We start from the raw sequence: 26,298 nt of genomic DNA, 5'->3' as shown, positions 1-26,298 counted from the left end.
GCGGGCGAGAAGCTCTCAGCGATCTGCAAGGCTGCGCCCTGAAGAGATCACGCCTCCGTCGCCAATTCGGGCGATGGCCGTTTCCAGCCAATGCTCGCGAACGCGGCAGCCGCACCGATCCCCAAAACAATAGACACGGACAGGGCAGACCAGATTCCGACATGAGCCATCAGCACCGAAAACAGGAACGGAGCCAACGCCGAAACGATCAGCCTGATGGCAGAGATTCGACCCAGCAACGCGCCGTATCCTTCGGAGCCGAACAAAACCAATGGCAAGGAGCCTTGGACGATGCTCGTCAGCCCCGAACCAAGGCCGAAAAGGATGGCGAAAGCCGCCGCACCGTAGATCCAGGGAGCCGATACCAGCAAGGTAGACAGCCCTGCCACCAAGAGAGCGGCCGAGATCACGGCCAGCACCAGTTGGGAGAGCCCTCGGCCGGCCAGCATGTTGATGAAGCGGCTGAACACCTGGGAAGGGCCGAACAGCGTGCCCACCAGCACTGCGCTGGCTCCAAGCCCGACGGCTGTGAGGAGCGGAACCATGTGGACGAGCAGTGCCGACAGCACGAACCCTTCGAGCGCGAACCCCAGCCCCATCAGAGTGAACGCTCTCCGGCGATCCCAATCTGCGATGCTTCCTTCGATCACCGCCGCGGTTTTGGCCGTGTCCTTCCCGTTACTCCTGCGATCGGCGTGCATCGCTCGTGCAAGCCAGAAATGAAACGGAAGACACACGACGAGATGCAGGACCGCGAAGGCCAGATAAACTTCCCGCCACGTCAGATGCTCGTGCAGTTGGGTGGTTATCGGCCAGAACAGGGTCGAGGCAAAACCAGCAATCAGCGTGAGATGGGTGATACTCTTCTGACCTGTTTGAGGCGTTATCTGCACCAGAGCTGCAAAGGCAGCATTATAGAGGACGAAGGCCGAGGCAATCTCCATAGCGATCATACCAGCTACGAAGGTGAGGCGATCGGGCGCGAGCGCGCATACGACCAGAGAAAAGGCTGCGACCAGTGAGCCTAATGCCATCATCGGGCCTGCGCCATGGCGATCGATGCGGCGCCCGATAGAAGGGGCGGCGAAACCGCCGATTAGCAAGGCAGCCGAAAAGACACCGAACACCCATTCCTGCGTCCAGCCGAGGTCCCTGGCCATCTCCGGTGCAAGGATGCTGAAGCTGTAATACAGAGTGCCGTAGCCAACGATCTGGGTCAGGCCCAGGCCCCAGATGATTGCGCCGCGTCGGTGTTCAATCGAAACAGGCGATGCCACCTTGCAACTCCCTCATGCGATCCTAGATGGCCTTGAACTTGACGCGAGCCTCGAGTTTCTCGACGTCTTCCTTCCGCTCGCTGTAACGGCTCGTCAGGTAGCCTGAGACATCGCGGGTGAGCAGCGTGAACTTGACCAGTTCCTCCATCACGTCGACCACGCGGTCGTAGTAGGATGACGGCTTCATGCGGCCTTCCGGGTCGAACTCCTGATACGCCTTGGCGACCGAACTCTGGTTCGGAATGGTGAGCATACGCATCCAGCGCCCGAGCACGCGCATCTGGTTGACTGCGTTGAACGACTGCGAACCGCCCGAGACCTGCATCACGGCCAATGTGCGCCCTTGCGTCGGCCTGATTGAACCGACGGCGAGGGGAATCCAGTCGATCTGCGATTTCATCACGCCGCTCATCGCTCCGTGACGCTCCGGGCTGCTCCATACCTGGCCTTCCGACCAAAGCGAAAGCTCGCGCAGTTCCTTGACCTTCGGGTGATCGGTCGGCGCTCCGTCCGGCAGGGGAAGGCCAGAGGGATCAAATATGCGAGTTTCGGCTCCGAAATGTTCGAGCAGGCGGGCCGCTTCCTGGGTCAGGAAGCGGCTGTAGGAACGTTCGCGGAGCGAGCCGTAGAGCAACAGTATCCGAGGCCTGTGAGCGGAGAATGGCTGCGAAAGCCGGGTATGATCAGGAAGCTCGAGGGCTTCCGGCGTTATGTTGGGCAGGTCAAGCAACGCGGTTTCCTTCGGCATCGATCAGCACTTCGCCGTCCTCTTTGTGAAACGGCCCCTTTTGAGGAAGCGGCAGGATGTCGAGCACGATCTCGGAAGGACGGCTCAGACGCACGCCCCATGGCGTGACAACAAACGGCCGATTGATGAGGATGGGATGCGCGAGCATCGCGTCCAGCAACTGGTCGTCGGTCAGCTTCGGATCGTCCAGGCCCAGTTCCGCATAGGGCGTTCCTTTCTGCCTGATGGCTTCGCGCACGCTCAGGCCCGCAGAGGAAATCAGCTCCTGAAGCACCGCGCGTGTCGGCGGCGTTTGCAGATATTCGACGACAGTGGGCTCGACCCCGGCGTTGCGAATGAGCGCGAGCGTGTTGCGCGACGTGCCGCAGGCGGGGTTGTGGTAGATGGTGATGTCCATCAGACGGTCCTTTCACTTTGTTTGGCGGCGGAAACGGCGAATCCGCGCTCGTACCAGCCCTTGCTGCGGTTCACGATCCAGACGACCGACAGGCGAGTGCCGGCTGGCAGATGGCCGGATTGCCTGCGCAGCAGTCTTCCATCAGAAACCGGATCAAGCCGCTCAGGGCCTGGTAGTCTGCCGAGTAGACGATGGAACGCGCATCCCGGCGGGCGGTGACCAGGCCGCCGCGTTCCAGTTCCTTGAGGTGGAACGAAACGTTCGACGCGGATACCCCTGCGGTTTCCGCAATGATTCCTGCAGCCATGCCTTCCGGCCCAGCCTTCACCAGCAGCCGAACGATCTTCAGTCGCGTCTCTTGGGACATTGCCCCAAACGCGATCAGCGCTTGACGTTCATCCATATTTCAACAATCCTATAAATGTCAAAATGAGGAATAACGCAGATGCTGACCCCTGACAACCGCGAATTTGCCAGCTCGACCAGTTTCCGAAGCGACGACATTTCGATTGGCGAGCTGTTGTCCTTCCTCGCCGGGCACAAGGAGAAGCCGTTGGTCTTCAGCTATGACGGCCGCTCCGTAAAGCCAGGCTATCACGTCACCGAGGTGAAGGCGGGATCGTTTGCCGCGCTTGATTGTGGCGCCAATACTGAGTCCTGGGCAGAGCTCTTCATCCAGCTCTGGGATGTGAACGAGGACGAGCGGACCCACATGCCCGCTGGAAAATTCTCAGCTATCATACGCAAGGTCAGCGAACACGTGGCTCTGGATCCCACTGCAAAGCTGACCTTTGAGGTAAGCGACGGCATCGCGCCGATGCAGCTTCACAAGGCATCGATGCCGCTGATCCGGGGCAGCGAAATCCATGTCGCACTGTCTGCCCGGGCGGCGAGTTGCAAGCCACGAGACCGTTGGCTGGCGGAGAAGGCGGCCAAGACAGCCTCCTGTTGTGGCGACGGCTCAGCATCATCAACCCAAACCCGCTGCGGCTAGGCGGCCAGGCCGAGCGCCCTCGCACACGACCGATGCCATTGCGTCTCGCCATAACTCCGGCAAGACTGCCCTCGATGGAGAGACTGGCGGCCGAGATGCGTAGGTCACGAAAACTGGAGGGCTGGTCGTCGCCGCTTGTCGAGGCGGTGACGCGGACCAGGTTTGGCGGCTGCGGCACCATGACCAGCCGTATGGCTGCCGGGACGTGTTCACTTTCAGGAATGCGGACACGACCACCGGCCTGACCACCACTGCCCTCACCCGACGGCTCAACCGTCCAGCCAGGCGGCGAGGCCATCCAGCGTCTGCAGGCCGTATTCCACCGCGCCGAAGCCGATGACGACCTGACGCCGCTTGGCGGTGGGGTGGAGCTGGCGCATGGTCAGCACTGTCTTGCCGTCGCTCTGCTCGTCGAAGGTCACCGTGACGCGGAAACGGTCGGGGTCGTTGGGCTCGGGCGTGCCGTAGTCCATCACGATGCGCTCGTTGGGCACGATCTCGACAAAGCGCATGAGGTTGGGGAAGCGCTGCTGCTTGCCCTCGAACACGCCCACCATGTCGAAGCGCCAGACCCCGCCCTCGCGGATATCGGCCTCGTGGCTTTCGATGCTCAGGCCGGCGGGGCCGTACCATTCAGCCAACGCCTTGGGGTCCATCCAGGCGGCAAAGACCTTTTCGCGCGGGTGGTTGAGCAGCTTGACCAGCACGATCTCGCGATCGAGCGACCAGGTCTCAAACAGGTTTTCCATGTGCTTCATCCTCTTTCGGTGTTGTCCAGGTAAACTTCCAGCCGATCCAGCCGCTCGGCCCAGCGCCGGCGCTCCGCTTCCATCCAGTCTGCCGCCTCGTCGAAGCGCGCCGGCACCAGCTTGCACCAGCGGCTGCGCCCGCGCTTTTCGCTGACGATCAGCCCGCATTCCTCCAGCACCTTGAGATGCTGGGCGAAGGAGGGCAGCGCCATGTCGAAAGGTTCGGCCAGGGCGCTGACCGGCACCTCGCCCGCGGCCAGCCGCGACACCACCGCGCGGCGGGTCGGGTCGCTGAGAGCGTGAAAGGCGAGATCGAGGGGGGTCGAATGGTAAGGCATATGCCTTAGTAACGAAGATCGGCGGCACCTGTCAAGGACATTAAGGCACTTGCCTTAGTATGCGTCGACAGGCCGGCAGATCCAGGCCGTTCGGCAACGCGCCTTATTTCATTCATTGACGTCATCGCTGCCGCAGCCCCTATGCTGGCGGCGCGCGCGATATCGCCGGCAATCTTGTTTGCTGGCAAACGACGACGCGCCAGATGGAGGACGGATGCCCAAGGTCAAAGGTCAAAGCGGCCTCGACAAGGAGCGCGCCAAGACAGAGAAGCTGCTCAAGAAGGTGGGATACACGGCCTTGAAGGAGGCCGGGGTGAAATCCAGGCGACCCGACCTGCCGGACCTGAAGATCGAAAAGCGCGCGAAGTAACGCGGCCGCATTTGCCAGCCCGGTTGATTCCGATCTTGCGAGGTGCTTCAAAGTCGATCGCGGCAGGGCCCGGATCGCCCAAGGGGATGCGACATGGTGGATTCCGAGCGGATCGACAAGCTGATCGCGGCGGTGCCCCCCGCCCTGGCGCTTCGCGCCGGGCTGGACCTTGGCATCTTCACCCGGCTCGGCGGCGGTGCCGCGACTGCTGATAGCCTTGGGGCGGCGCTCGGCGTCGCGCCCGATCGCCTGTCGCGGCTGCTCTACGCGCTCGCCAGCATCGGCCTGCTCGAGGTCGAGGATGGCCAGTTTCGCAACGGCGCCGAAGCGGCGACGTTCCTCGACGCGTCCAGGCCGAGCTATCGCGGCGGCGATCATGCGCTGCTGCGCGAACTCTGGGGTGCCGACCTTCTGACCGCGGAGTCGCTGCGGCAGAACCGGCCGGCTGCGCTGCACGACTTTTCCGAAGCGGGCCCGGAGTCCGCGGCGGCCTTCAGCCGCCTGCTCGCACCGGGCGGGGTGATTTTCGGCCGGCAATTGGCCCAGGAGATCGACCTTGAGGCGGTCGGTTCGGTGATCGACATCGGTGGCGGCGCAGGCACCATCCTCGTCGGCCTGCGCGAGGGCCGGCCGCAGATTGCGGCGACGCTGATGGAACTGCCGACGGTCGCAGCGGTCGCGCCAGCTATCCTGTCGGAATACGGCGCCGGCGACGTGGTCGTCGAAGCAGGCGACATCACCGTCGCGCCTTCGATCGGCCGGCACGACCTGGCGATCCTGAAGGCCGTCGTCCAGGTGCTGCCGCCGGAGCAGGCGCGCCGTTCGATCCTCAACGCGGCGCGTTGCCTGACACCCGGAGGCGAGATCGCCATCGCCGGGTGGGGTGTCGTCGATGACGACCGCCTTGGCCCGCCGGAGGGGGTCTTTCTGAACCTCACCTTCCTGAACCTCTATCGCCACGGCGAGGCCTACACGGAAGGCCAGTATCGCGCGTGGATGACCGAGGCCGGATTGCTTGACATCTCGAGGTCGCGCCTGAGCGACGGCACCACCTTGTTTCGTGGGCGCCTGCCGGGCTGATCGTGGCTGGATGGCTGGTTTCGGAGGCAAGGGGCTCAGCGGCGCCCCGCCCCCTGCAAGCTTCAGCGCCGAGCGCGTTTGCCCGGGCCATTGCGTCGCACCGCAAATCTGGCAAGACTGGGCGTGCGGGGAGACTGGCGGCCAAGATGCATGACGTCACGAAACTGGAGGGCTGGTCGTCGCCGCATGTGGAGGCGGTGACGCGCACCAGGTTTGCCACCGGCGGCAGCATGAAGATGCAGCCGGATGGCTGCTGGGACGTGGTCATTTTCAGGAACGCCGATACCACCACCGTTCTGCGCACCGGCATGACCACCACTGCCGTCACCCATGACTATGCCGCCGGCGACGAGATCCTCGCCATCGCCTTCAAGGCCAGCAGCTTCATGCCGCTGATGCCGGGCGAGCTGATGCGCGACCAAGGTGTCGTGCTGCCCCTGATCGGCAAGGACCGCTTCCGGCTCGGGGCTGACGTGCTGGAGATCCCGACATTCGACACGGTCGATGGCTTTGTCGGCAAGCTGGTGCGCAGCAGCATCGTCGAGGACAACCGCGTTGTCGCATCGATCGTCTCGGGTCATCCCATGGCGATGTCGGAGCGGACCCTGCAGCGCCATTTTTTGAAGACGACCGGGGTCACCTACAAGACCTTCACGCAGATCGAGCGCGCCCAGAAGGCGCTCGCCCTGCTGCAGCAGGGCCGGCCGGCGGCGGATGTTGCCTTTGCGCTCGGCTATGCCGACCAGCCGCACATGATCCGCTCGGTGAAGGCGATCATGGGCGTCACCCCGGGGCAGATCGGGCGCAGCTGAAACTGTCGGAAATCTTCAATCCCTGGGACCCAGCCGCCGGTTAGAAAGGATGCACTTTCAACCCAACGAGGACGCGGCAAATGTCTGACATCACACCCTTCAAGATCGCCATATCAGAGGCCGAGTTGACCGACCTCAAGGCACGCCTCGCCAACACGCGGCTTGCCAACGAGATTCCGGGCGCGGGCTGGAGCTACGGCATGTCGAGCGATTTCGTCACCCGCGCGATCGACCGGTTGCGGAACGGGTTCGACTGGCGTGCCCAGGAGGCGGCGATCAACAGCCATCAGCAGTTCGTCACCGAGATCGACGGCCAGACCATCCATTTCCTGCACGTGAAGTCGGCGACCGCCAATGCCGTGCCGCTGCTCCTGCTGCACGGCTGGCCGAGTTCGTTCGTCGAATTCCTCGGCGCCATCGGGCCGCTGACTGCGGCCGGCTTCGATGTCGTCATCCCCTCGCTGCCCGGCTTCGGTTTCTCCGGCCCGACGCGCGAAGCCGGCTGGAATGACGGCCGCATCGCCAGCGCCATGCTCGAGCTGATGTCACGCCTCGGTTATCAGCGCTTCGGCGTGCAGGGCGGCGACGCAGGCGCAATCATCGCACCCGCCATCGGCCGCGCGGCACCGGATCGTGTCATCGGCGTCCACGTCAATGCGGCAACCATGGGCTTCATTCCGCTCGGCCCGATCGACCCAAGCGAGATCGCCTCGTTCAGCGATGCCGAGAAGAGCCGGCTGCAGCGCCTGCAGCAGTTCATGGCCGAGCGCTTCGGCTTCAACGCACTGCAGTCGAGCCGGCCGCAGACGCTCGCCTATGGCATCACCGACTCGCCGGCGGGGCTGATCGCCTGGCTGGGCGACATGTTTGCCGGCTTTGGCGACAGTCCTGACGCGGTCGACCAGGACAGGTTCCTGACCAATGTGCTGGTCTACTGGTTCACCGGCACCGCGGCCTCGTCGATCCGGCTTTACCATGAAAACGCGCACGACCCCGAGGCCTGGTCGCCGAAGCCGAATTCGGGTGTGCCGACGGGCGTTGCCGTGTTCGCCCGCGACGAGGTCGCCATCCGCCGCTATAGCGAGGGAGGCAACACCATCGTGCGCTGGAGCGAGCTTACCAGCGGCGGCCATTTCGCCGCGATGGAAGTGCCCGAGGTCTGGGCGGAAGAGGTCGCGGCGTTCTTTGCCGGGCTGCAGCGCTAGGCTGCCTTGGGGTGGCGGAACAACGCCACTTCTCTTTGCGGCAGGTGTCGGACGCCGGCCTCAGGCAACCGCCTGGGGCCGGTTCTGTTCGCGCCAGGAGGCCGGGCTGAGCGCGGTGACGCGCCGGAACTCGCGGTTGAAGTTGGACTTGGTCTGGAAGCCGGAGTCGAGCATGGCAGCGGTGACCGACATGTCGGTGTCCCTGAGCAGGCGGCAGGCTTCGGAAATCCTGATGTCGTTGATGTATTGCGAGACGTTCTTGCCGGCGAGGCGGTTGACGGCGCCGGAGATCTGCCGCGCCGGCACGCCCGCGCGCCGGGCCAACCGCGACAGGGTCAGATTGTCGTCGCGATAGAGCCTCTGGTCGACGAGCAGGCGCTGGACCTGGTCGAGGATTTCGCGGTCCTGCTCGGACGGCGACGGCTCGGGTGGATTGGGCTGGGTCGGCGCGGAGGGATGGGCGCGCGAGGCGACGAACGCCGTCAGGCCGATGAAGAACAGGCCCAGCAGATTGGCGTTGCTGGCGATGATGGCGGCATCTTCGCCCTTCGACCATTCGAAGGCGAGCAGCACGCCGAGGTCGAACAGGGCCGACAGGCAGAGCGCGACAGCGGCGATGACCAGCGCGCGGTGGGCGGCGACCGCGCTGTCGAGGCGCGCCTCGACCAATGCGTCCGGACCGCTGCGCCCGAGGTTGAGCACGGCGATCGCATAACCGACGAAGAGCACGATCAGCGCCGCATCAATGAGGGCTGGCAGGAACAGCACAATGGCGGTCATGACCACCGGCGGCAAGGCGTGAAGCCAGCGCATGCGGCCGCCTTCCAGATCGTCACGCTGGAGCAAGGTGCGGAAACTGAAGAGCACCAGCGGCGGCAGGCAGCTTGCCAGGATCGGCTGGGCGTAGCGCGCCGCCTCGACATGATAGCCCCAGCGCAGGCCGACGACGACCGACTGCAAGGCACAGAGGGCGACGAGAAAGAGGAATGCCGTGTTGCCGCCGGTGGTTTCCCGGGCGCGCAGCGCCGAGACGAGAAGGATGACCAGCAGCAGGGCGGCGACGAAGGACAGGGGCACGAAGATCAAGGCGAATCCCACCGGAGAGCAGACGGCCGATCATGGCCTGCATCGCGATCGAGCACGACCTGAATCGCGATCCAGGACGAAGATGTAGCCCACTTTTGCCATGCCTCGCCCATCGTTTACTCAAACAGGGCAAGGTTCCATGTTGCAGTTCCTATCAACCATCCCGATGGTCGTCGGCTTCGTTTCGGCCTGTTTCGCCTCAGAAGTGGGCGTGCGCGAGATAACGGTTGCCCAGCCCGACCGCGACCTTGCCGTGACCGTCTGGTATCCCGCCACGGCCGGCGGCAAGCCGGTGCTGACCGGCGACAACAAGATCTTCAAGGGCGCAGAGGCCGCGACGGATGCACCGCCTTTGCCAGGGCGTTTTCCGCTGGTGCTTTTGTCGCACGGCTCGGGCGGGCGCGTCGAAGCCATGAGTTGGCTCGCCACCGAGCTTGCCAAGGCAGGCTTCGTTGTCGCCGGCCCCAACCATCCCGGCACGACCAGCGGGAACTCGACGCCTGCTGCTACGCCGAAGCTGTGGCAGCGCACCGGCGACCTGTCGGCTGTGATCGACTCAATGACCAAGGACGCGTCATGGAACGGCTTGCTCGATGCCGACAGGATCGCCATCGTCGGCTTTTCGCTGGGTGGTGCCGCGGCCATGGAGATTTCAGGCGCGCGCGCCAATCTCGAAGCCTATGCCAGCTACTGCGACAGCTACGGCAAATGGGATTGCGCCTGGTATGCCGGCGGCCAGGGCTACGTCAACGACGAACCCGTGAAGGTGGACAAGGTCGACTTGCGCACCGTCGACAAGGCGCGCTTCGAGCAGTCGAACCTCGACCACCGCATCCAGACCGCCGTGCTTGTCGATCCCGGCCTCGCCCAGGCCTATGACGAGCAAAGCCTGAAGGAGATCGGGATTCCGATGCACTTCATCAATCTTGGCAGCGCCGAAACCATCCCGCTGGCCGTCATCTCCGACCGGCTGGCAAAACTGACGCCTAAGGGTACCTACGCCACGGTTGCGGGCGCCACGCATTTCAGCTTCCTGCCGGAGTGCAAGGAAGGTGGCGCCGAGTTCCTGAAGTCGGTGGGCGAGATCGACCCGATCTGCGCCGACGAGGGCAGCAGGCCGCGCGCTGAGCTGCATGCCGAGATCACCGGTTTGGTGAAGGGTGCCCTGATACGCGACCTCAAGGCCTCGAAATAGCGATACCTGCCCGGCGCCGACGCTCCCATCGGCGCCGGGCAGATGCATGAGTGGTCGTCGTCAGCGCGGCGCGAAGGCCGCGAGGAAGATACGCACGCTCTCCTGGGCATGGCTGCGGCACGCCTGGGCAGGCAGGATGGCGCCGTCGCCCAACAGCATGGCGTCGTTGACCGGGCCGCCCATGACCAGCCAGTTGAAGAAGGATGCCGCGGCCTCCAGGTCGTCGGCCTTGATCTGGCCGAGCTTGCGGTAGTGAGCAAAGGCCCTGGAGAGGCGGTTGATCGAGCGCTGCGGGCCGAGCGCGTGCAGCGCCCTGCCAAGTTCGGGAAAACGCTCGACCTCGCCGATCACCAGCCGCCGCAATTGCATCAGCCTGGGCGTCATGACGATGGTGAGCTGGAGCTCGGCGAATTCCTGGAGGTAGTCGCCGATGGGGCGGTCGTCCAGCGGCTCGGCGACCTGCTCCTGGTGCACGTCGCCGGCAACGCCGGTCAGGCCCCTGACGACGTCGAGGAACAGCGCTTCCTTGCTGTGGAAATGGGCATAGACCGTCTGCTTGGAAACGTCGGCCACCGCCGCGATCTCGTCCATGTTGGCGCCGAGGAAGCCGTTGCGGAGAAACAGCCCGGCGGCGGCATCGAGGATGGCGTCGCGCGTCCGTTCCTGGCGAGTTTTCGCAACGGTCATGAATGCTCTTCCCTGTGTCAGCAGTCGCAACCGGAGCATAGACCGAACCCGTTGACAAATCAAACTGGACGGTCCAGTCTAGTTTGACGAGCAAGGACGAGGTGAGGACATGGCTGGTATCGGGAAGGACATGCGACGGGTCGCCTGCCGGTGCGGACAGGTGGCGTTCGAGGCGAGCGGCGCGCCGATCGTTGGCGCGGCTTGCTACTGCTCAAGCTGCCAGAAGGCGGGCAAGATTTTCGAGGAACTGCCGGGCGGCGAGCCGGTGCTGGAGAGCGATGGCGGCACGAATTATGCGCTCTACCGCAAGGACCGGATCCGCTGCGTGCACGGCGCCGAGCTTTTGCGCGAACATCGGCTGAGCCCGACTGCGCCGACCCGGCGCGTGGTGGCCACGTGCTGCAACTCGCCGATGTTTCTCGAATTCAAGGGCGGGCACTGGCTGTCCGTCTATAGCGAGCGCATCGACCCAGACGAGCGGCCGCCGGTCGAGATGCGCACGTTGACCGCCGACCGCAGGCCCGGCGTCGAGTTCTCGGATGGCTTGCCAAGCTACGCCAAGCATTCCGGCCTGTTCATGTGGCGGCTGTTGACGGCCTGGGTGGCGATGGGTTTCCGCGCACCCAAGCTTGAATATGTGAAGGGAGAGCTCGATGTCCAAGGCGGCTGAGAAGATCGAGATCCGCAACATCGTCTCACCCAACCATGTCGTTCGCGTCGACAAGGCCAAGTACACAGCGATGCGAGACGCACTGCTTCAGGTGCTGCCGGACAATGGCCCCGGCCTGACGGTGATGGAAGCCAAGGCGGCCCTGCTGCCGATCCTGTCGCAGGAGCTGTTTCCAGGCGGCGAGAAGGCCGGCTGGTGGCTGAAGGCGGCGCAGCTCGACCTCGAGGCGCAAGGCATCATCCAGCGCGAGGCGACAAAGCCGCTCAGGCTTCACCGGGCGCGGTGAGCACGGCTCCGCTCAGGACCGCGCATCGGCCCTGGCGACAGCTTCGGCGGCGGACCTGAGGAGGTCGGGATCGACACCCATCGCCCGCAACGCGCGGACGGCAACGCCGTGCGGCATGCCGGCGACGATGGCGACGACATGCGCGCCGAGCAGCGGAGCGTGCTGGCTTCGATTCGCCGCCAGAGCCTGCATGACCTCCTGTCCGGAGGGCGACGCGTTGTAGGCGCCCGGCCGGGCGGCAAGTGGCTCCGGCCCGCCCGAAGCCGCTGGTGGCGAACCAATGTCCAGGCCGATGGCGGCAAGGGCATCACCATACTGGCGGGCGATGGCATCCTTCAGCATCGCCGGGTCCGCGCCAACCTCTTCGAAGGCGCGGCGCGCCGTGCCATCGGGCAGGTCGAGCGCCGCGAGCAGGAAATGTTCGGCGCCCGGTTCACGCTGCTCGTCCCGCAGCGCATGCCGCTCCGCCCCAGTGCACAGGGTGCCGATCGTGCCGATGTCGTTGAAACGCGCGTTGATGCGGCTGAACATGCATTGTCTCCTAAGTCGCCGGCCCGTTGCCGATGTCGGAAAGCCGCTTGTGCGCGGCCTGCTTGCTGACGCCGAGCGCCTGGGCGATCCGCGCCCATGACCATCCCTGTCCGAGCGCCGACCTGACGGCGCGCCGCTCAAGCGTGTCGGCCAGCCGCCGCAAGGCAACCACCGCAGCCAAGGCTTCGTCTGGATCGTCGGGCAGGTGCAGGGCGTTCAGGTCAAGCATGCGTCAACATTAGTTGACGCAGAGTCATTCGTCAACATAGGTTGACAGATTGGGCTAGAAGGTCTACCCATCGTGCACGGCTCGGTGCCGTTGCTGGTGACCCTCGGCGGACTGTTGTTCGCCGGCGAGCGCCTCGGCGTATCGGAGATGCTGGGCGTCGTGCTGGTGGCGGCAGGCATCATCCGCCTGTCCTTCGGCAAGAGCAGAGCCGGAGCATCGTCGACTGCCGCCGCTCGAGCAATCGACCTTCCGCAACGTCACTATTCTGAATTCTACTTTGAACCTTACAGGGAAAGGAATTTTAAAGCTTGCTCATATAGCTGTAGCAACTATTCGCGCCGGAAACGCGAGGAGAACAAGCTGGGGGGCGAGTTCGTTCGCCAAACATGTGACAAGACAACGCGACATCAGATCAAAGTTCCAGCTTTTCGGGCTGTTGTGGCCCTTCATCGCCGTTGTCCTGATCCAGACCGTCATTGCCGGTGCCAGCCTCTACACGCTTTCGGCCGTGCGCGCCTATGCCGCCGGTGAAAGCGCCTGGTCGAAAGGCCACAAGGACGCGATCTACTATCTGACGCTCTATGCCAATACAGGCGAGGTTGAGTATTTCGAGCGTTTCCGCCACGCCATCGCGGTGCCGCTGGCCGATCGCGACGCGCGGCTGGCGATGGAAAAGCCGCTGCTCGACTATGACGCGGCCTATGACGGCTTCATCCGCGGCGGCAATCATCCCGACGACAACCCCGGCCTGATCTGGCTGTTCCAGAACTTCCGCCACGTGCCTTACCTCTCCAACGCGGTCGACCGCTGGGTCGATGCCGATCCGAAAATCCTGGAGATCGCAGCACTCGGCGAGGCCATGCATGCCGGCATCTCGAGCAAAAATGTCTCGGAAGAGCAGCTCGCCGCGTGGAAAGAGGACATCCATCGGCTGCACGAGGAAACGGCGCCGCTGGCCGAGGCCTTCTCCGTTTCGCTCGGCCGTGGATCGCGCGACATCACCGCGCTGCTGCTCTGCGTCAACGTGGTGACGGCGGGCGCGCTGATCCTTTTGGCGATGCGGCGCACGGGCAACCTGCTGGAACAGCGCAGGGCCTTCGAAAGCGCTTTGAACGCCGAACGCGAACGCGCCCAGATCACGCTGGCCTCGATCGGCCAGGCGGTGGTTGCGACCGACGCCGAGGGCCGGCTCGACTACATGAACGAGGCGGCGGAGACGATGCTGGACTGGCATGGCGCCTGCGCCAAGGGCAAGCCGCTCGACCAGCTGTTCAGGCTGGTCAGCAAAGAGAGCGACGAAGAAGACAATGGCTTCATCGCGCGCGTGCTGGCCGGCGAGGCGATCGGCGGCAGCGGCGTGCCGCAGCAGCTGATGCGGCCGGACCTTTCGAGCGTCGCGGTGTCGCTTGTGGCAGCGCCGCTCTATGTCGACCAAAAGGTCGCGGGCGCGGTGCTGGTGTTCCACGACCGCACCAAGGAACAGGAATTCATGGCGCAGCTGTCGTGGCAGGCGACCCATGACACGCTGACGTCTCTGGCCAACCGCCGCGAATTCGAGGCGCGGCTGAATGCGTCGCTCGCGGCCCTGGCCAAGCGTCCGGCGGTGCACGCGCTGATGTATCTCGACCTCGACCAGTTCAAGATCGTCAACGACACCTGCGGCCACGCTGCCGGCGACGAGCTGTTGCGCAAGGTATCGACGGCGCTGCGCAACCAGCTGCGCTCGGGCGACCTGCTGGCCAGGCTCGGCGGCGACGAATTCGGCATCCTGATGGAGAACTGCCCCGAAGAACTCGCCGCCAGCACCGCGGAGCGGCTGCGCAAGGCGGTCGACGAGCTGCATTTCGTCTGGGCCGGGCGCGCCTTCAACACCAGCGTCAGCATCGGCGTGGTCGGCATGTCGGACGCCAGCATGACGCTGGAAGAGACGCTGCGCAGTGTCGATGTCGCCTGCTACATGGCCAAGGAACGCGGCCGCAACCGCATCCAGATCCAGCAGATCGGCGACATGGAAGTGGAGCAGCGGCTGAGCGAGATGGCCTGGGTGCAGCGGCTGCGCGAAGCGCTGGAGCAGAACCGTTTCCGTATCTACGCGCAGGAGATCGTGCCGCTGCAAGGGGATGGCCCGCAAGGCGCCCATGTCGAGCTGCTGATCCGCCTTGCCGATGCCGAGGGCAAGCTGATCGCGCCGGGCGTGTTCATTCCGGCGGCCGAACGCTACGGGCTGATGCCACTGATCGACCGCTGGATGGTGCGCCAGGCCTTCGACATCCTGGCCAGGCAGACAGCGGACGCTGCACCGATCAGCACGTGCGCCATCAACCTGTCGGGCGCGAGCTTCGGCGACGACAGTTTCGCCGACTTCGTGCTGGAGCAATTCGCCCGCAGCCGCATTTCGCCTGCAACGATCTGCTTCGAGATCACCGAGACCAGCGCCATCGCCGACCTCGACCGGGCGGCGCACTTCATCACCACCCTGCAGGCGCATGGCTGCCGCTTCTCGCTCGACGATTTCGGCTCGGGCATGTCGTCGTTCAGCTACCTCAAGGCCCTGCCCGTCGACTACCTCAAGATCGACGGCGGCTTCGTCAAGGACATGCTCGTCGACCGCATCGATCGCGCCATGGTCGAGATGATCCAGCATATCGGCGAGGTGACCGGCAAACGCACGATCGCCGAGTTCGTCGAAAACGACGACATCGCCAGGGTGCTGCGCGACATCGGCGTCGACTACGCGCAAGGATTTGGCATCGCCAAGCCGCGGCCATTCGGCGAGCGCTATGTCGGCATCAAGAGCCGCAGCTTCGAGGCGAGGAGCGATACGCCTGCCGTGGCGCTGGCGAGCTGACCGCGCTTGCTTGCGCAAAAGGCTATGCGGCGCGACAATGCCGGCTGTCGTTCCAACATGGGAAAGCCGAAATGAACAAGGCCTTCGCGGGTACTGCCATTCTTGCTGCTGCCTTCGGAATCGTGACGCAGGCACATGCGTCGATCCCGCTGGTCAATGCCACCTGCCCCGGCAAGATCGAGGTCCATGCCGACGAAGGCGGGCCGGTCTACATCAACGGCAAGGAAGGCACGCTGAAAAAATTCAACGACAATTACTTCGAGATCAAGGGCGGCGGGGTGACGGTCTCGCTGAGCATCAACCCGGACGGCTCGCCCAGCGTTTCCTATACCGGCAAGGGCGGCGCCAACGGCATCTGCACCGTGAAGGCGGGCTGACCGGCGTCAGAATATCCGATCAGATCATTTCCAGCGGACGCTTGCGCTGAGGCGGCGGGAACAGGCTGTCGAGTTCGGCCAAGTCCTGTGCCGTCAGCGCGATGTCGCGCGCGGCGGCGTTCTGGCGGACATGTTCGAGGCGCGTGGCCTTCGGAATGGCGATGACGCCGGGCTGTGCCATCACCCACGCAAGGGCCACCTGCGCGGCCGTCGCGTCGTGGCGGGTAGCGATGGCAGCAAGGCCCTTGTCGTCGGCCAGTGCGCCCTGCTCGACCGGCGAGTAAGCCATGACTGGCAGGCCGCCTGCGCGGCACAAAGGCATCAGATCGAACTCGATGCCGCGTCGCGTCAGGTTGTAGAGCACCTGGTTGGTCTGGGCGTTCTTGCCCTTGGACAGCCGGCTCATTTCCTCCATGTCGTCGGTGTCGAAATTGCTGACACCCCAGTGGCGGATCTTGCCCGACTGGCGTAGTTCCTCGAACACGGCGATGGTTTCGGCCAACGGCACGCCGCCGCGCCAGTGCAGCAGATAGAGGTCGATGCGGTCTGTATGCATGCGCTTGAGGCTCGCCTCGCAGGCACGGATCACGCCATTGCGCGAGGCATTGGACGGCAGCACCTTGGAGACCAGGAACACCTCGTCGCGACGTCCGGCGATGGCCTCGCCCACCACCTTTTCCGCACCGCCGCTGCCATACATCTCTGCGGTGTCGATCAGCGTGACGCCAAGGTCGAGCCCCAGCCGGAGCGCCGCGACTTCATCGGCTGTGCCGCTGCGGTCCTCGCCCATCATCCAGGTGCCCTGGCCCAGTACGGGAACGGCTTCGCCCGAAGGCAGCGTCGTGGTTACGGATGGTGAAGGCATGGCGGTTTCCTCGGCGATTTTCGCCAGCTTATCGTACCGGGGCAAGTTGGCTACAGCGACGACGCTGCAAGTGTTTTCATGTCGCTTCGCTGGATGCCCCAGCTCGCGGGCCATTCCGGACAGAAGGCCGATACTGCCGTCTTCGGGAGGTGTTGCAAACACGCTGGATGGCACGGATATCGCCGTCCGCATGCGCTTGTGGGTCGAGAGAAAATCACTTCGCTTAAACTTGACTCCAAATATCAAGTTAATGTAGCTCAATTCCATGGCCGTCGACCGGCCCGTGGGGTGGTCAAGCAACATACTGATATATCGACGTCTTCTCTCGGATGCCTGAACGAGAGTCCGACCGCCCGTGCTTCGGTTCCCATCGCCAGTGTTTTCAATGGTGAGTCGAGAGCCCGAGTTCTTCATCATCAATCAGGCGCCTAGTCTTCCCGAGCGAAGACGCGCATCAGAAGCTAGCAGTTCTTTCTCCATAGCAAGCCACTGATTCCTAGCATTCCGAGGAACACAGTGAACAATCATCACATCATCCGTTGCAGCACATTCGCGTTGGCGGCCGTCTGCAGTACCATCGCGCTTAGCGTGGCGAACGCCCAATCCAACAGCGTGGAGCAGCCGGCCAAGTCGGACCGAAAGGCCCCAGCAACGAGCCCATTGGTGCTGCCGCCCATCACCGTCAGTGCCGGCAGCGACACGAAAGCGCCGTATCAGACGCCCGGAGGCGTGAGCGTCGTCGACGGCAAGATCGTCCAGGAGAAATATGGCGGCGACGCCAATGCCATCGTTCGCGGCATGCCGGGAACGTTCACGCGCATCTCCTCCAGCCAGCCCGGCGTGTCCGTCAATATCCGGGGCTTTGAATCCGACGGCCGCGTGAACACCATGATCGACGGCGTGCCGCAGACGTTCAGGAACACGGCCGGCCACGCCTCCACCGGCGGCGAGCTGCTCTATATCGACACCAACCTCCTTGCCGGCATCGGCGCGGAACGGGGAGCGGTCAACGGCGCCTATGGCATGGGCTCGTTGGCCGGCGCCGTCAATTTCCGCACCATCGACTTCGAGGACGTCGTGCTCGAAGGCCAGGACCGGGGCGTCAAGACCACGGCCAAGGCAGGCACCAACGGCTTTGGCGCTTCGGGAATGGTCGCGGCAGGCGCGCGCACCGACCTGTCCGGCGGCGGACAGGCGTCTATCGTCGGCGCGTTCAGCTATGGCGAGCATGGCAACTACCAGCGCGGCGACGGCACCTACAACAAGCCCGACGCCAGCAACAAGCCGGGATCCGGCCTGGTGAAGCTGCATTTCCAGCCCGACGACGTGCACGACCTGAAGCTGGGCGCGCGCTGGTACAAGAACGACTTCCTGGTTTCAGGCTACAATTGGGGCGTCGACAACGCCACCTACACGGCGAACTACAAATACCAGCCCGGCAGCGACTGGATCGACCTCAGGATCAACGGCTACTACAACCGCACCGACATGTCCTACGATCCGACCACAGGTGGATCGTACCGCAAGCGCAACACGCGCGACTTCGGCTACGGCTTCGACATCGCCAACACCAGCCGGTTCGACATCACCGACGAGCTCAGCGCGCGCTGGGACTATGGCGCGGCCTATTCTTCCAACGACTACAAGGTCAACCTGTTCCGTGGCGCCAACCCGCCCGGGCACATGCAGAAGGCGCGCGCCTTCTCCGACCTCACCCTGTCGCAGGGCATGTTCGAACTGAGCACCGGCCTCAACTACGACTATTGGGAGCTGAGCGGGCGGCAGAGCCCGTGCCGGCCGGATATCGGCTTCTGCCCGCCTACGGGCGGCAATGTCGACGTCTCCAGGCACGAGTCCGCGCTCAACCCCAAGGTCACGCTTTCGGCCAGGCCGCTGGACTGGCTGCAGCCCTATGTGACCTACGCGCACACATTCAGGCCGCCATCGGCGCGCGAGGCGCTGTGGGCGCTGGTCCCGATCGGATCGGGCGTCGGCGGCGGCCAGTATTCCAACTTCTACCTAAACCCCGAAACATCAAAGGGATGGGAGGTCGGCGCCAACATCCTCAGGAACGACGTGCTCTATGGCGGAGACGAGCTGCGCCTGAAGGTGAACTACTTCAACAACGCCATCGACAACTACATCGTCAACAACCTGATCAGCATTCCGGGCGATCCCTACGAACGGGCGATCTGGGTCAATGTGCCTGGCACCACCCACTCGCGGGGCTTCGAGATCGAGGGCGGCTATGACGCAGGCGTCGCCTACGTGAACCTTTCCTACACACAGGCGAGCAACAACCAGCCAGTCGGCTGGGGCGCGGGCATCGGCAACGGCGATTCGACCTTCCTGCCGGAGAGCAAGGTCACCGTCGATGTGGGAATCCGGGCCTTCGAGGAAGCCTTGACCGTAGGCGCGACGATGAACCATGTCGGCGGCAGCCGCTACGCGGTCGGCTTCGGAGATACCACGACCAAGGAGGCCTACACGCTGTTCAACGCCTACGCCTCGTACAAGTTCAACAGGAACGCCACCGCGTTCATGAACGTCGAGAACCTGACCGACGTGGCCTACAGCCCGGCGGTGTCGGGCGAGATGGGCGAGAAGACCGGGCGCGGGCGCACCATCACGGTGGGACTGACGACCCAGTTCTGAGGACGGCGTGCCAGTCGGCGAGGAGCAAGGTGGGAACCCTGCTCCTCAGAGGTGCCGCGCTGGCCGCCGTGGCCAGCCTAGACCGGTGCCGTCTCAAGCAGCACGGCGACCAGCATGCCCGCCGCCATCAGGGCCAGCACGGTCTTTTTCATCAGGTTCATTCGAACATCCTTGTTGGGCCGGAGCTCAGAGCTTGACCGCCCTGAGCCGCAGCGCGTTGGCAATGACCGACACCGACGACAGGCTCATCGCGGCGGCGGCAATCATCGGCGACAGAAGCGTGCCGAGGACCGGATATAGGACGCCAGCCGCCACGGGAACACCCAGGACGTTGTAGACGAAGGCGAAGAACAGGTTCTGCTTGATGTTGCTTATCGTCGCCTGCGCCAGCTTGCGGGCGCGGACGATGCCGCCCAGATCGCCCTTGACCAGGGTGATGCCGGCACTTTCCATGGCGACATCGGCACCGGTGCCCATGGCGATGCCGACGTCGGCGGCGGCAAGGGCAGGTGCGTCGTTGACGCCGTCGCCGGCCATGGCGACACCCTCACCCTTGGCGCGCAGTTCGTCGACCAGCGCCTTCTTGCTCTCGGGCAGCATGTCGGCGCGGACCTCGTCAATGCCGAGCTTCTGGGCGACGGCCCGGGCAGTGCGCTCGTTGTCGCCGGTCGCCATGATGATCCTGAGGCCGAGCCCGTGCAGGGTGCGGATCGCCTCGGCGGCGGTCGCCTTGATCGGGTCGGCGACGGCGACGATGCCCGCCGGCCTGCCGTCGATGGCAACGAACATCGCGGTCTTGCCGTCGCCGCGCAGGCTGTCGGCGCTGGAAGCGAATTCAGTGAGATCAAGCCCGAGGTCGGCCATCATCGCAGCGTTGCCGAGCGCCACCTTGCGGCCGGAAACGGTACCCGACACGCCCTTGCCGGTAATCGATTCGAAGTCCTGCGCGTCCGGGACAGTGACGCCACGCTTGGCCGCGCCCTCGACGATGGCCTCGGCGAGCGGATGCTCCGAGCCCTTTTCGAGGCCGGCGGCGAGCGACAGCAACTCGTCCTCGGCAATGCCCTTGGCAGGGACCACGTCGGTCAACTGAGGCCGTCCTTCGGTCAGCGTGCCGGTCTTGTCGACGATGAGAGTGCTCACCTTGGAGAAGCGCTCCAGCGCCTCGGCATCCTTGATCAGCACGCCGGCCTGGGCGCCACGGCCGGTTGCGGTCATGACGGACATCGGCGTGGCGAGGCCAAGCGCGCAGGGACAGGCGATGATCAGCACCGACACCGCCGAGACGGTGGCGAAGACCATGCTCGGCTCGGGGCCGAAGACAGCCCAGACGACGAAGGCGACGATGGCAATCAGCACGACGGCGGGCACGAAGTAGAACGAAACCCGGTCGGCGAGACCCTGGATCGGCGCGCGGCTGCGCTGGGCCTTGGCGACCATCTCGACGATCTGCGACAGCACAGTGTCGACGCCGACCTTGTCGGCACGCATGATCAGCGAACCGTTCTTGTTGAGCGTGCCGCCAGTGACCCTTTCGCCCTCGACCTTTTCAACCGGAACAGGTTCGCCCGTGATCATCGATTCATCGACCGAGGAGCGGCCTTCGAGCACGACGCCGTCGACCGGAACGGCATCGCCGGGGCGGATGCGCAGGCGGTCGCCGCTGACGACGTCCTCCAGCGGCACCTCGGTTTCCGCGCCGTCATCGGCGATGCGGCGGGCCGTCTTGGGCGCGAGGTCGAGCAGCGCGCGGATGGCCGAGCCGGTGCGTTCGCGCGCCCTCAGTTCCAGCACCTGGCCGAGGAAGACCAGCGCGACGATGACAGCGGCGGCCTCGAAATAGACCGGTACCGAGCCGCCATGGCCGCGGAACTGATGCGGGAACAGGTCGGGGAACAGGGTGGCGACGACGCTGTAGATGTAGGCGGCGCCGACACCGAGCGAGATCAGCGTCCACATGTTGGGGCTGCGGTTGACGATCGAGTCCCAGCCGCGATGGAAGAACGGCAGCGCCGCCCACAGCACCACGGGTGTTGCCAGGATGAACTCGAGCCAGGCGGCCAGCGGCTCGCCGATCCAGTCGCGTGCCGGCAGGCCGACCATCGGCCCCATGGCGATGACCAGGAGTGGGATGGAAAGTGCGGCACTGACCAGGAAGCGCCTGGTGAAATCGACGAGTTCGGGATTGGGACCGTCGTCGGCGCTCGGCATCATCGGCTCCAGCGCCATGCCGCAGATCGGGCAGGAGCCGGGCTTGTCGCGGATGATCTCGGGATGCATCGGGCAGGTGTATTGCGAACCCTTGGGCGCAGGCGCCGCAGCCGGCTTGCCGGACAGGTATCTTGCCGGCTCGGCGGTGAACTTGCCCTCGCAGCCCGACGAACAGAAATAGTAGCCCGCGCCTTCATGCTTGAGGAAGTGCCTTGCGCTGTCGCGGGCGACGTCCATGCCGCAGACAGGATCCTTGGCGCTCACATACTTGTCGGGCGCCGCCTGGAACTTGTCGCGGCAAGACGCGCTGCAGAAATGAAACAGGTGGCCGTGATGTTCGAGCGTCGGCTTGCCGGCGGCGGGATCGACGACCATGCAGCAGACCGGGTCGCGAACCACCGTTTCGGGTGCGGACGCGTGACCCTGTTTGTGGTGAGCGTGTCCGGCGTGATCTTCGGTATGTTTCATCTGAAAAAATCCAGTATATGCAGCAGCATGAACCAGCAGGGTAAATGTTCCACCTGCTGGAAGGTCAAGGCTTCCACGGGATGGAATGTCGTCCGGGCTGCACGAAGCTGGGACGGCTTACGCGAGTACAGATGCACGATGACCGATACAGCCAGCGCAAACGAGACGTTTCTGCCAGGCCAGGCTGCGGTGAAGGTTCATGCCTGCCATTTCTGGCAGGAAATGGAACCGAAGCTGGCGGTCGAGACCTACGTTGTGCCATGGGCACAGGCGTGCGGCGTGGACGTCGAATTCTGCCATGACATCACCCAGGCCGACCTCGTGCTGATCGGGCCGTTCGCGCCCAAGAACCAGAATGTCGGCCGTACGCGCATGCCCGACGTGGCAGCAGGCGACTATGAGCGCGTTTTCCTGACGGGCGAGAACGCGACGCCGCTGATGGACCATTGCGAATGGGCGCTGGCCTTCGACTACGAAGCCGACATCGGCAGCGAACGCTACATGCGCTACCCGCTCTATGTCTGGAGCAGTGGCGGCGATTCGATCCTGCACCGGCTGGCACGACTGCCGCGCGAGACGCCCGAACAGCGCGCGGCCCGTCCACATTTCTGCGCCTTCATCTATGGCAACAAGCGCGCCAAGCTGCGCCGCTGGCTGTTCCGGGCGCTGTCGCTCTACCGCCGGGTCGACGCGCCGGGCCGCGTACAGCGCAACTGCCCGCCGATCGGCAACTCCCGCGACGACAAGATTGCTTTCCTGAAGGACAGGCGCTTCACCATCGCCTTCGAAAACAGCAGCGCGTCGGGCTACACGACCGAAAAGATCGTCGATGCGATGCTTGCCGGCAGCGTGCCGATCTACTGGGGCAATCCGAGGGTCGCCGAAGACTTCGACGAGCGCTGCTTCATCAACTGGCATGCCCATGAAGGGCGCATCTGCGATAGGCTCGCGCTCGGCTGGGCGCCACTGGCGCGATCGCGCCTGATGCGCAAGCTGGCGACGCCGCTGACGCTGATTTCGGTCGCGCGACGAACGGTCAGGGCCGATCGCGATGCGGCGACCTATGAAGCATTCTTCGCGCAAAGCCCGCTGACCGAGTATTCGCGCCAGTTCCTGGACGAGAAGGCAATCGCCGGGCGCTGGGAAACGATCCTGCAGGCAGCACAGGCGCGGGCCAGGGCCAAGCTCGACGCCACCGCCAACTGACACTTCGGACGTCGGCCATACCCATGGCAAAAAAATCGCGCTATAGACGCCGCCACAGGGGCGAGGCCAGCCGAGGCAGATGAACAAAGTTCCGCTCAAACTCGAAGAGCTGATCGACGCGGACGCGCTGCGCCGCGAACTGACGGCGCTGACCAGCGACGGCGACGGCACCGACCCCGCCGTGCGTGCCAAGGCGCTGCAGCTGTTCAAGGAGCGCATCGCCGCCGGCCAAGCCGTCGCCGAAACGATGCTGATGGAAGACGCCGGCGGTACCTGCTGCGCCGTGCGGATTTCCCATCTGATGGACGAGATCATCCGCGTCCTCTACGATTTCGCCGTCACCCACGTCTACCGCGCCAAGAACCCGTCCTCGGCGGAGCGCATGGCGGTCGTCGCCGTCGGCGGCTATGGCCGCGGCACGCTGGCCCCCGGCTCCGACATCGACCTGTTGTTCCTGCTGCCCTACAAGCAGACGCCGTGGGGCGAGCAGATCGTCGAATACATGCTCTACATGCTGTGGGACATGGGGCTGAAGGTCGGCCACGCCACCCGCAACATCGACGAATGCCTGAGGCTTTCGCGCAGCGACATAACCATCCGCACAGCAATCCTCGAAGCCCGCTTCGTCTGGGGCGAAAAGCCGCTCTGCGACGAGCTGATCGACCGCTTCGACAAGGAGCTGGTGAAGGACACCGGACCTGAATATGTCCAGGCCAAGCTCGCCGAACGCGATGCCCGCCATGCCAAGGCGGGCGAGAGCCGCTATCTGGTCGAGCCCAACATCAAGGACGGCAAGGGCGGCCTGCGCGACCTGCACACGCTGTTCTGGATCGCCAAATATTACTACCGCGTGCGCACCGGCGCCGAGCTGATCGACAAGGGCGTCTTCACCGAAGGCGAATACGGCCAGTTCGTCGAGGCCGAGGACTTCCTGTGGGCGGTGCGCTGCCACATGCACTTCCTGACCGGCAAACCGGAGGAGCGGCTGCATTTCGACATCCAGCGCGAGATCGCCCAGCGGCTCGGCTACACCACGCATCCCGGCCTTTCGGCGGTCGAACGCTTCATGAAGGACTACTTCCTCGTCGCCAAGGAAGTGGGCGACCTGACGCGCATCTTCTGCGCCGCGCTCGAGGAAGAGCAGGCCAAGGACGTGCCGGGCTTCAACCGCTTCCTGCAGGGCTTTTCGCGGCGCAGGCGCAAGCTTGCCGGCACCAGCGACTTCATCATCGACAATCACCGCATCACCGTCGCCGACGACAAGGTGTTCGAGCGTGACCCGGTCAACATGGTGCGCTTCTTCTGGTTCGCCGACCGGCACGGGCTCGAACTGCACCCCAACGCGCTCAAGCTCCTGACCCGCTCGCTAGGGCTGGTCGACAAGACGCTGCGCCGCAATGTCGAGGCCAACCGGCTGTTTCTCGACGTGCTGACCTCGGACCGCAATCCCGAGCTCAACCTTCGGCGCATGAACGAAGCCGGGCTGCTCGGCCGGCTCATCCCCGACTTCGGCAAGATCGTCGCGATGATGCAGTTCTCGATGTATCACCACTACACTGTCGACGAGCACCTTTTGCGCTGCATCGGGGTCCTGTCGGAGATCGAGCACGGCGACGGCGCCAAGATCCACCCGCTCAGCCATTCGCTGATCGGCGGCCTGAAGAAGCAGCGCGAAGTGCTCTATGTCGCAGTGCTGCTGCACGACATCGCTAAGGGCCGGCCAGAGGACCATTCGGAAGCCGGCGGCAAGATCGCCCGCCGCATCTGCCCGCATATGGGGTTGTCGCAGACCGACACCGAAACCGTTGCCTGGCTGGTCGAGAACCACCTGGTGATGTCGATGACGGCGCAGACGCGCGACCTCAATGACCGCAAGACGATCGACGACTTCGCCGACGTGGTGCAGTCGGTCGAGCGGCTGAAGCTGCTGCTGATCCTGACCGTCTGCGACATCAGGGGCGTCGGCCCGGGCGTGTGGAACGGCTGGAAGGGCCAGCTGTTGCGGACGCTCTATTACGAAACCGAGCTGCTGCTGACCGGCGGCTTTTCGGAGCTGTCGCGGGCCGAACGGACAGCCGCCGCGCGCGAGACACTGGCCACGGCACTTGCCGACTGGCCGGAGAAGGCGCGGCAGAAATACGTCAAGCTGCACTATGACAACTACCTGCTGACCGTCGACCTGGAAGACCAGAAGCGCCACGCCGAGTTCATCCGCGGCGCCGACGCGGCCGGCAAGCAGCTGTCGACGATGGTGCGAACGCATGAGTTCGAAGCCGTCACCGAGATCACCATCCTGGCGCAGGATCATCCTCGGCTCTTGTCGGTGATTGCGGGGGCCTGCGCGGCGGCCGGCGGCAACATCGTCGATGCGCAGATCTTCACTACCGCCGACGGGCGCGCGCTCGACATCATCCTGATCTCGCGCGAGTTCGACCGCGACGAGGACGAGCGGCGCCGGGCCGAACGCGTCGGCCAGCTTATCGAGGACGTGCTGTCGGGCAAGAGCTGGCTGCCGGAGATGATCGCCAAGCGGGCCAAGCCCAAGCGCGGCCAGAAGACCTTCCGCATCCAGCCGCGGGCCGAGATCCGCAACGCGCTGTCGAACCGCTTCTCGGTGATCGAGGTCGAGGGCCTCGACCGCCCCGGCTTCCTGTCGGAGATAACAGGCGCGCTGTCGGACCTGTCGCTCGACATCGCCTCGGCGCACATCACCACTTTCGGCGAAAAGGTGATCGACACCTTCTACGTCACCGACCTGACCGGCCAGAAGATCGACAATCCGACCCGGCTCGAAAACATCCGCGCCCGCCTGATCGCCACGCTCGAAGGCCCAAATGCCGAGCGCGCACGGGCCAAGGCAGCGGCGGCGGAATGACGGTGGCACCTTGATCCTTCGAGCGCCCCCTCACCCGGCCTCCGCTTCGCTCGGCCACCCTCTCCCCGGTGGGGAGAGGAGGTTGACGCATTTCGCGCCAATTTTGCCCCATTCCTTTGAGCGAACTGGATGCTCGCAA

The 26,298-nt window shown here is 64.5% G+C and carries 25 protein-coding genes and 1 pseudogene; 13 read left to right on the top strand and 13 right to left on the bottom strand.

Features of this window, described 5'->3' with window-relative positions; all coding sequences use genetic code 11:
* Window positions 1-47: 47 nt before the first annotated feature.
* From arsK to J1C56_RS31085, 5 genes and pseudogenes are all read right to left on the bottom strand, one after another.
* The gene (gene arsK, locus J1C56_RS31100) at window positions 48-1,277 is read right to left on the bottom strand and encodes an arsenite efflux MFS transporter ArsK (RefSeq protein ID WP_338001538.1); all 1,230 of its coding nucleotides are present in this window, start codon (window positions 1,275-1,277) and stop codon (window positions 48-50) included.
* Window positions 1,278-1,299: 22 nt separating this feature from the next.
* Complete coding sequence (arsH, locus tag J1C56_RS31095; RefSeq protein ID WP_214393778.1) at window positions 1,300-2,025, bottom strand: arsenical resistance protein ArsH; 726 nt, start codon at window positions 2,023-2,025, stop codon at window positions 1,300-1,302.
* Window positions 2,000-2,422 carry an arsenate reductase (glutaredoxin) gene (gene arsC / locus J1C56_RS31090; protein WP_214393777.1) on the bottom strand — a complete coding sequence of 141 codons (423 nt, stop codon included), beginning with the start codon at window positions 2,420-2,422 and terminating at the stop codon, window positions 2,000-2,002. Before arsC ends, arsH begins: the two co-directional genes overlap by 26 nt.
* A pseudogene (locus J1C56_RS33850) lies at window positions 2,422-2,514 on the bottom strand (arsenic resistance protein); the annotation flags it as partial. The gene arsC and the pseudogene J1C56_RS33850, both read right to left, overlap by 1 nt.
* The gene (locus tag J1C56_RS31085; protein WP_214393776.1) at window positions 2,493-2,825 is read right to left on the bottom strand and encodes an ArsR/SmtB family transcription factor; all 333 of its coding nucleotides are present in this window, start codon (window positions 2,823-2,825) and stop codon (window positions 2,493-2,495) included. The gene J1C56_RS31085 and the pseudogene J1C56_RS33850, both read right to left, overlap by 22 nt.
* A gap of 42 nt (window positions 2,826-2,867) precedes the next feature.
* Here J1C56_RS31085 and J1C56_RS31080 point away from each other — a divergent pair, with 42 nt between their 5' ends.
* The gene (locus tag J1C56_RS31080) at window positions 2,868-3,416 is read left to right on the top strand and encodes a DUF6428 family protein (protein WP_214393775.1); all 549 of its coding nucleotides are present in this window, start codon (window positions 2,868-2,870) and stop codon (window positions 3,414-3,416) included.
* 269 nt (window positions 3,417-3,685) lie between these two features.
* On the opposite strand, the gene J1C56_RS31075 is transcribed toward J1C56_RS31080, so the two are convergent.
* Both J1C56_RS31075 and J1C56_RS31070 read right to left on the bottom strand, forming a co-directional pair.
* Complete coding sequence (locus J1C56_RS31075) at window positions 3,686-4,174, bottom strand: SRPBCC family protein (RefSeq protein WP_214393774.1); 489 nt, start codon at window positions 4,172-4,174, stop codon at window positions 3,686-3,688.
* Window positions 4,171-4,503, bottom strand: a complete 333-nt coding sequence (locus J1C56_RS31070) for an ArsR/SmtB family transcription factor (protein ID WP_214393773.1) — start codon at window positions 4,501-4,503, stop codon at window positions 4,171-4,173. Before J1C56_RS31070 ends, J1C56_RS31075 begins: the two co-directional genes overlap by 4 nt.
* 214 nt (window positions 4,504-4,717) lie before the next feature.
* Here J1C56_RS31070 and J1C56_RS31065 point away from each other — a divergent pair, with 214 nt between their 5' ends.
* From J1C56_RS31065 to J1C56_RS31050, 4 genes are all read left to right on the top strand, one after another.
* Window positions 4,718-4,873: a hypothetical protein gene (locus J1C56_RS31065; RefSeq protein ID WP_214393772.1), complete on the top strand. Its 156-nt coding sequence runs from the start codon at window positions 4,718-4,720 to the stop codon at window positions 4,871-4,873.
* A 93-nt stretch (window positions 4,874-4,966) separates the two neighbouring features.
* Window positions 4,967-5,953 carry a methyltransferase gene (locus tag J1C56_RS31060; protein WP_214393771.1) on the top strand — a complete coding sequence of 329 codons (987 nt, stop codon included), beginning with the start codon at window positions 4,967-4,969 and terminating at the stop codon, window positions 5,951-5,953.
* A 146-nt stretch (window positions 5,954-6,099) separates the two neighbouring features.
* Window positions 6,100-6,765 carry a helix-turn-helix transcriptional regulator gene (locus tag J1C56_RS31055; RefSeq protein WP_214393770.1) on the top strand — a complete coding sequence of 222 codons (666 nt, stop codon included), beginning with the start codon at window positions 6,100-6,102 and terminating at the stop codon, window positions 6,763-6,765.
* Window positions 6,766-6,845: 80 nt separating this feature from the next.
* Window positions 6,846-7,970 (top strand): epoxide hydrolase family protein, encoded by a 1,125-nt coding sequence (locus J1C56_RS31050; RefSeq protein WP_214393769.1) that lies wholly within the window; start codon window positions 6,846-6,848, stop codon window positions 7,968-7,970.
* Between the two features lie 60 nt (window positions 7,971-8,030).
* Here the strand turns inward: J1C56_RS31050 and J1C56_RS31045 are convergent, their stop codons facing one another.
* Window positions 8,031-9,056 (bottom strand): helix-turn-helix domain-containing protein, encoded by a 1,026-nt coding sequence (locus tag J1C56_RS31045; RefSeq protein ID WP_214393768.1) that lies wholly within the window; start codon window positions 9,054-9,056, stop codon window positions 8,031-8,033.
* A gap of 139 nt (window positions 9,057-9,195) precedes the next feature.
* On the opposite strand from J1C56_RS31045, the gene J1C56_RS31040 reads away from it, so the two are divergent.
* Window positions 9,196-10,251: an alpha/beta hydrolase family protein gene (locus J1C56_RS31040; protein ID WP_214393767.1), complete on the top strand. Its 1,056-nt coding sequence runs from the start codon at window positions 9,196-9,198 to the stop codon at window positions 10,249-10,251.
* 60 nt (window positions 10,252-10,311) lie between these two features.
* On the opposite strand, the gene J1C56_RS31035 is transcribed toward J1C56_RS31040, so the two are convergent.
* Window positions 10,312-10,938: a TetR/AcrR family transcriptional regulator gene (locus tag J1C56_RS31035; protein WP_214393766.1), complete on the bottom strand. Its 627-nt coding sequence runs from the start codon at window positions 10,936-10,938 to the stop codon at window positions 10,312-10,314.
* Between the two features lie 109 nt (window positions 10,939-11,047).
* Here J1C56_RS31035 and J1C56_RS31030 point away from each other — a divergent pair, with 109 nt between their 5' ends.
* Window positions 11,048-11,608: a GFA family protein gene (locus J1C56_RS31030; RefSeq protein ID WP_246592187.1), complete on the top strand. Its 561-nt coding sequence runs from the start codon at window positions 11,048-11,050 to the stop codon at window positions 11,606-11,608.
* Entirely contained in the window at window positions 11,592-11,894 is a 303-nt protein-coding gene (locus J1C56_RS31025) for a DUF6958 family protein (protein WP_214393765.1), read from the top strand. Before J1C56_RS31030 ends, J1C56_RS31025 begins: the two co-directional genes overlap by 17 nt.
* A gap of 12 nt (window positions 11,895-11,906) precedes the next feature.
* On the opposite strand, the gene J1C56_RS31020 is transcribed toward J1C56_RS31025, so the two are convergent.
* Window positions 11,907-12,425 carry a Clp protease N-terminal domain-containing protein gene (locus J1C56_RS31020; protein ID WP_214393789.1) on the bottom strand — a complete coding sequence of 173 codons (519 nt, stop codon included), beginning with the start codon at window positions 12,423-12,425 and terminating at the stop codon, window positions 11,907-11,909.
* Between the two features lie 10 nt (window positions 12,426-12,435).
* On the bottom strand, window positions 12,436-12,654 hold the full coding sequence (locus J1C56_RS31015; protein WP_214393764.1) for a hypothetical protein: 219 nt from the start codon (window positions 12,652-12,654) through the stop codon (window positions 12,436-12,438).
* Between the two features lie 388 nt (window positions 12,655-13,042).
* Here J1C56_RS31015 and J1C56_RS31010 point away from each other — a divergent pair, with 388 nt between their 5' ends.
* Window positions 13,043-15,502 (top strand): EAL domain-containing protein, encoded by a 2,460-nt coding sequence (locus J1C56_RS31010; RefSeq protein ID WP_214393763.1) that lies wholly within the window; start codon window positions 13,043-13,045, stop codon window positions 15,500-15,502.
* A gap of 71 nt (window positions 15,503-15,573) precedes the next feature.
* A complete protein-coding gene (locus J1C56_RS31005; RefSeq protein ID WP_214393762.1) occupies window positions 15,574-15,879 on the top strand; it encodes a hypothetical protein in 306 nt (101 codons plus the stop codon).
* A gap of 19 nt (window positions 15,880-15,898) precedes the next feature.
* On the opposite strand, the gene J1C56_RS31000 is transcribed toward J1C56_RS31005, so the two are convergent.
* Window positions 15,899-16,744 (bottom strand): aldo/keto reductase, encoded by an 846-nt coding sequence (locus tag J1C56_RS31000; RefSeq protein ID WP_214393761.1) that lies wholly within the window; start codon window positions 16,742-16,744, stop codon window positions 15,899-15,901.
* A 663-nt stretch (window positions 16,745-17,407) separates the two neighbouring features.
* Between J1C56_RS31000 and J1C56_RS30995 the strand changes: the two genes are divergently transcribed.
* On the top strand, window positions 17,408-19,399 hold the full coding sequence (locus J1C56_RS30995) for a TonB-dependent receptor domain-containing protein (protein ID WP_338001537.1): 1,992 nt from the start codon (window positions 17,408-17,410) through the stop codon (window positions 19,397-19,399).
* 186 nt (window positions 19,400-19,585) lie between these two features.
* On the opposite strand, the gene J1C56_RS30990 is transcribed toward J1C56_RS30995, so the two are convergent.
* The gene (locus tag J1C56_RS30990; protein WP_214393759.1) at window positions 19,586-22,078 is read right to left on the bottom strand and encodes a heavy metal translocating P-type ATPase; all 2,493 of its coding nucleotides are present in this window, start codon (window positions 22,076-22,078) and stop codon (window positions 19,586-19,588) included.
* Window positions 22,079-22,216: 138 nt separating this feature from the next.
* Here J1C56_RS30990 and J1C56_RS30985 point away from each other — a divergent pair, with 138 nt between their 5' ends.
* Both J1C56_RS30985 and J1C56_RS30980 read left to right on the top strand, forming a co-directional pair.
* Window positions 22,217-23,284: a glycosyltransferase family 10 domain-containing protein gene (locus J1C56_RS30985; protein WP_214393758.1), complete on the top strand. Its 1,068-nt coding sequence runs from the start codon at window positions 22,217-22,219 to the stop codon at window positions 23,282-23,284.
* Between the two features lie 79 nt (window positions 23,285-23,363).
* Entirely contained in the window at window positions 23,364-26,159 is a 2,796-nt protein-coding gene (locus J1C56_RS30980; protein ID WP_214393757.1) for a [protein-PII] uridylyltransferase, read from the top strand.
* Window positions 26,160-26,298 lie beyond the last annotated feature (139 nt).

The organism is Aminobacter anthyllidis (genome assembly GCF_018555685.1).
GTDB classification, from domain to species: Bacteria; Pseudomonadota; Alphaproteobacteria; order Rhizobiales; family Rhizobiaceae; genus Aminobacter; species Aminobacter anthyllidis.
Note: the sequence above shows the minus strand (reverse complement) of the source record. Positions and strands in the feature narration are given on the sequence as shown.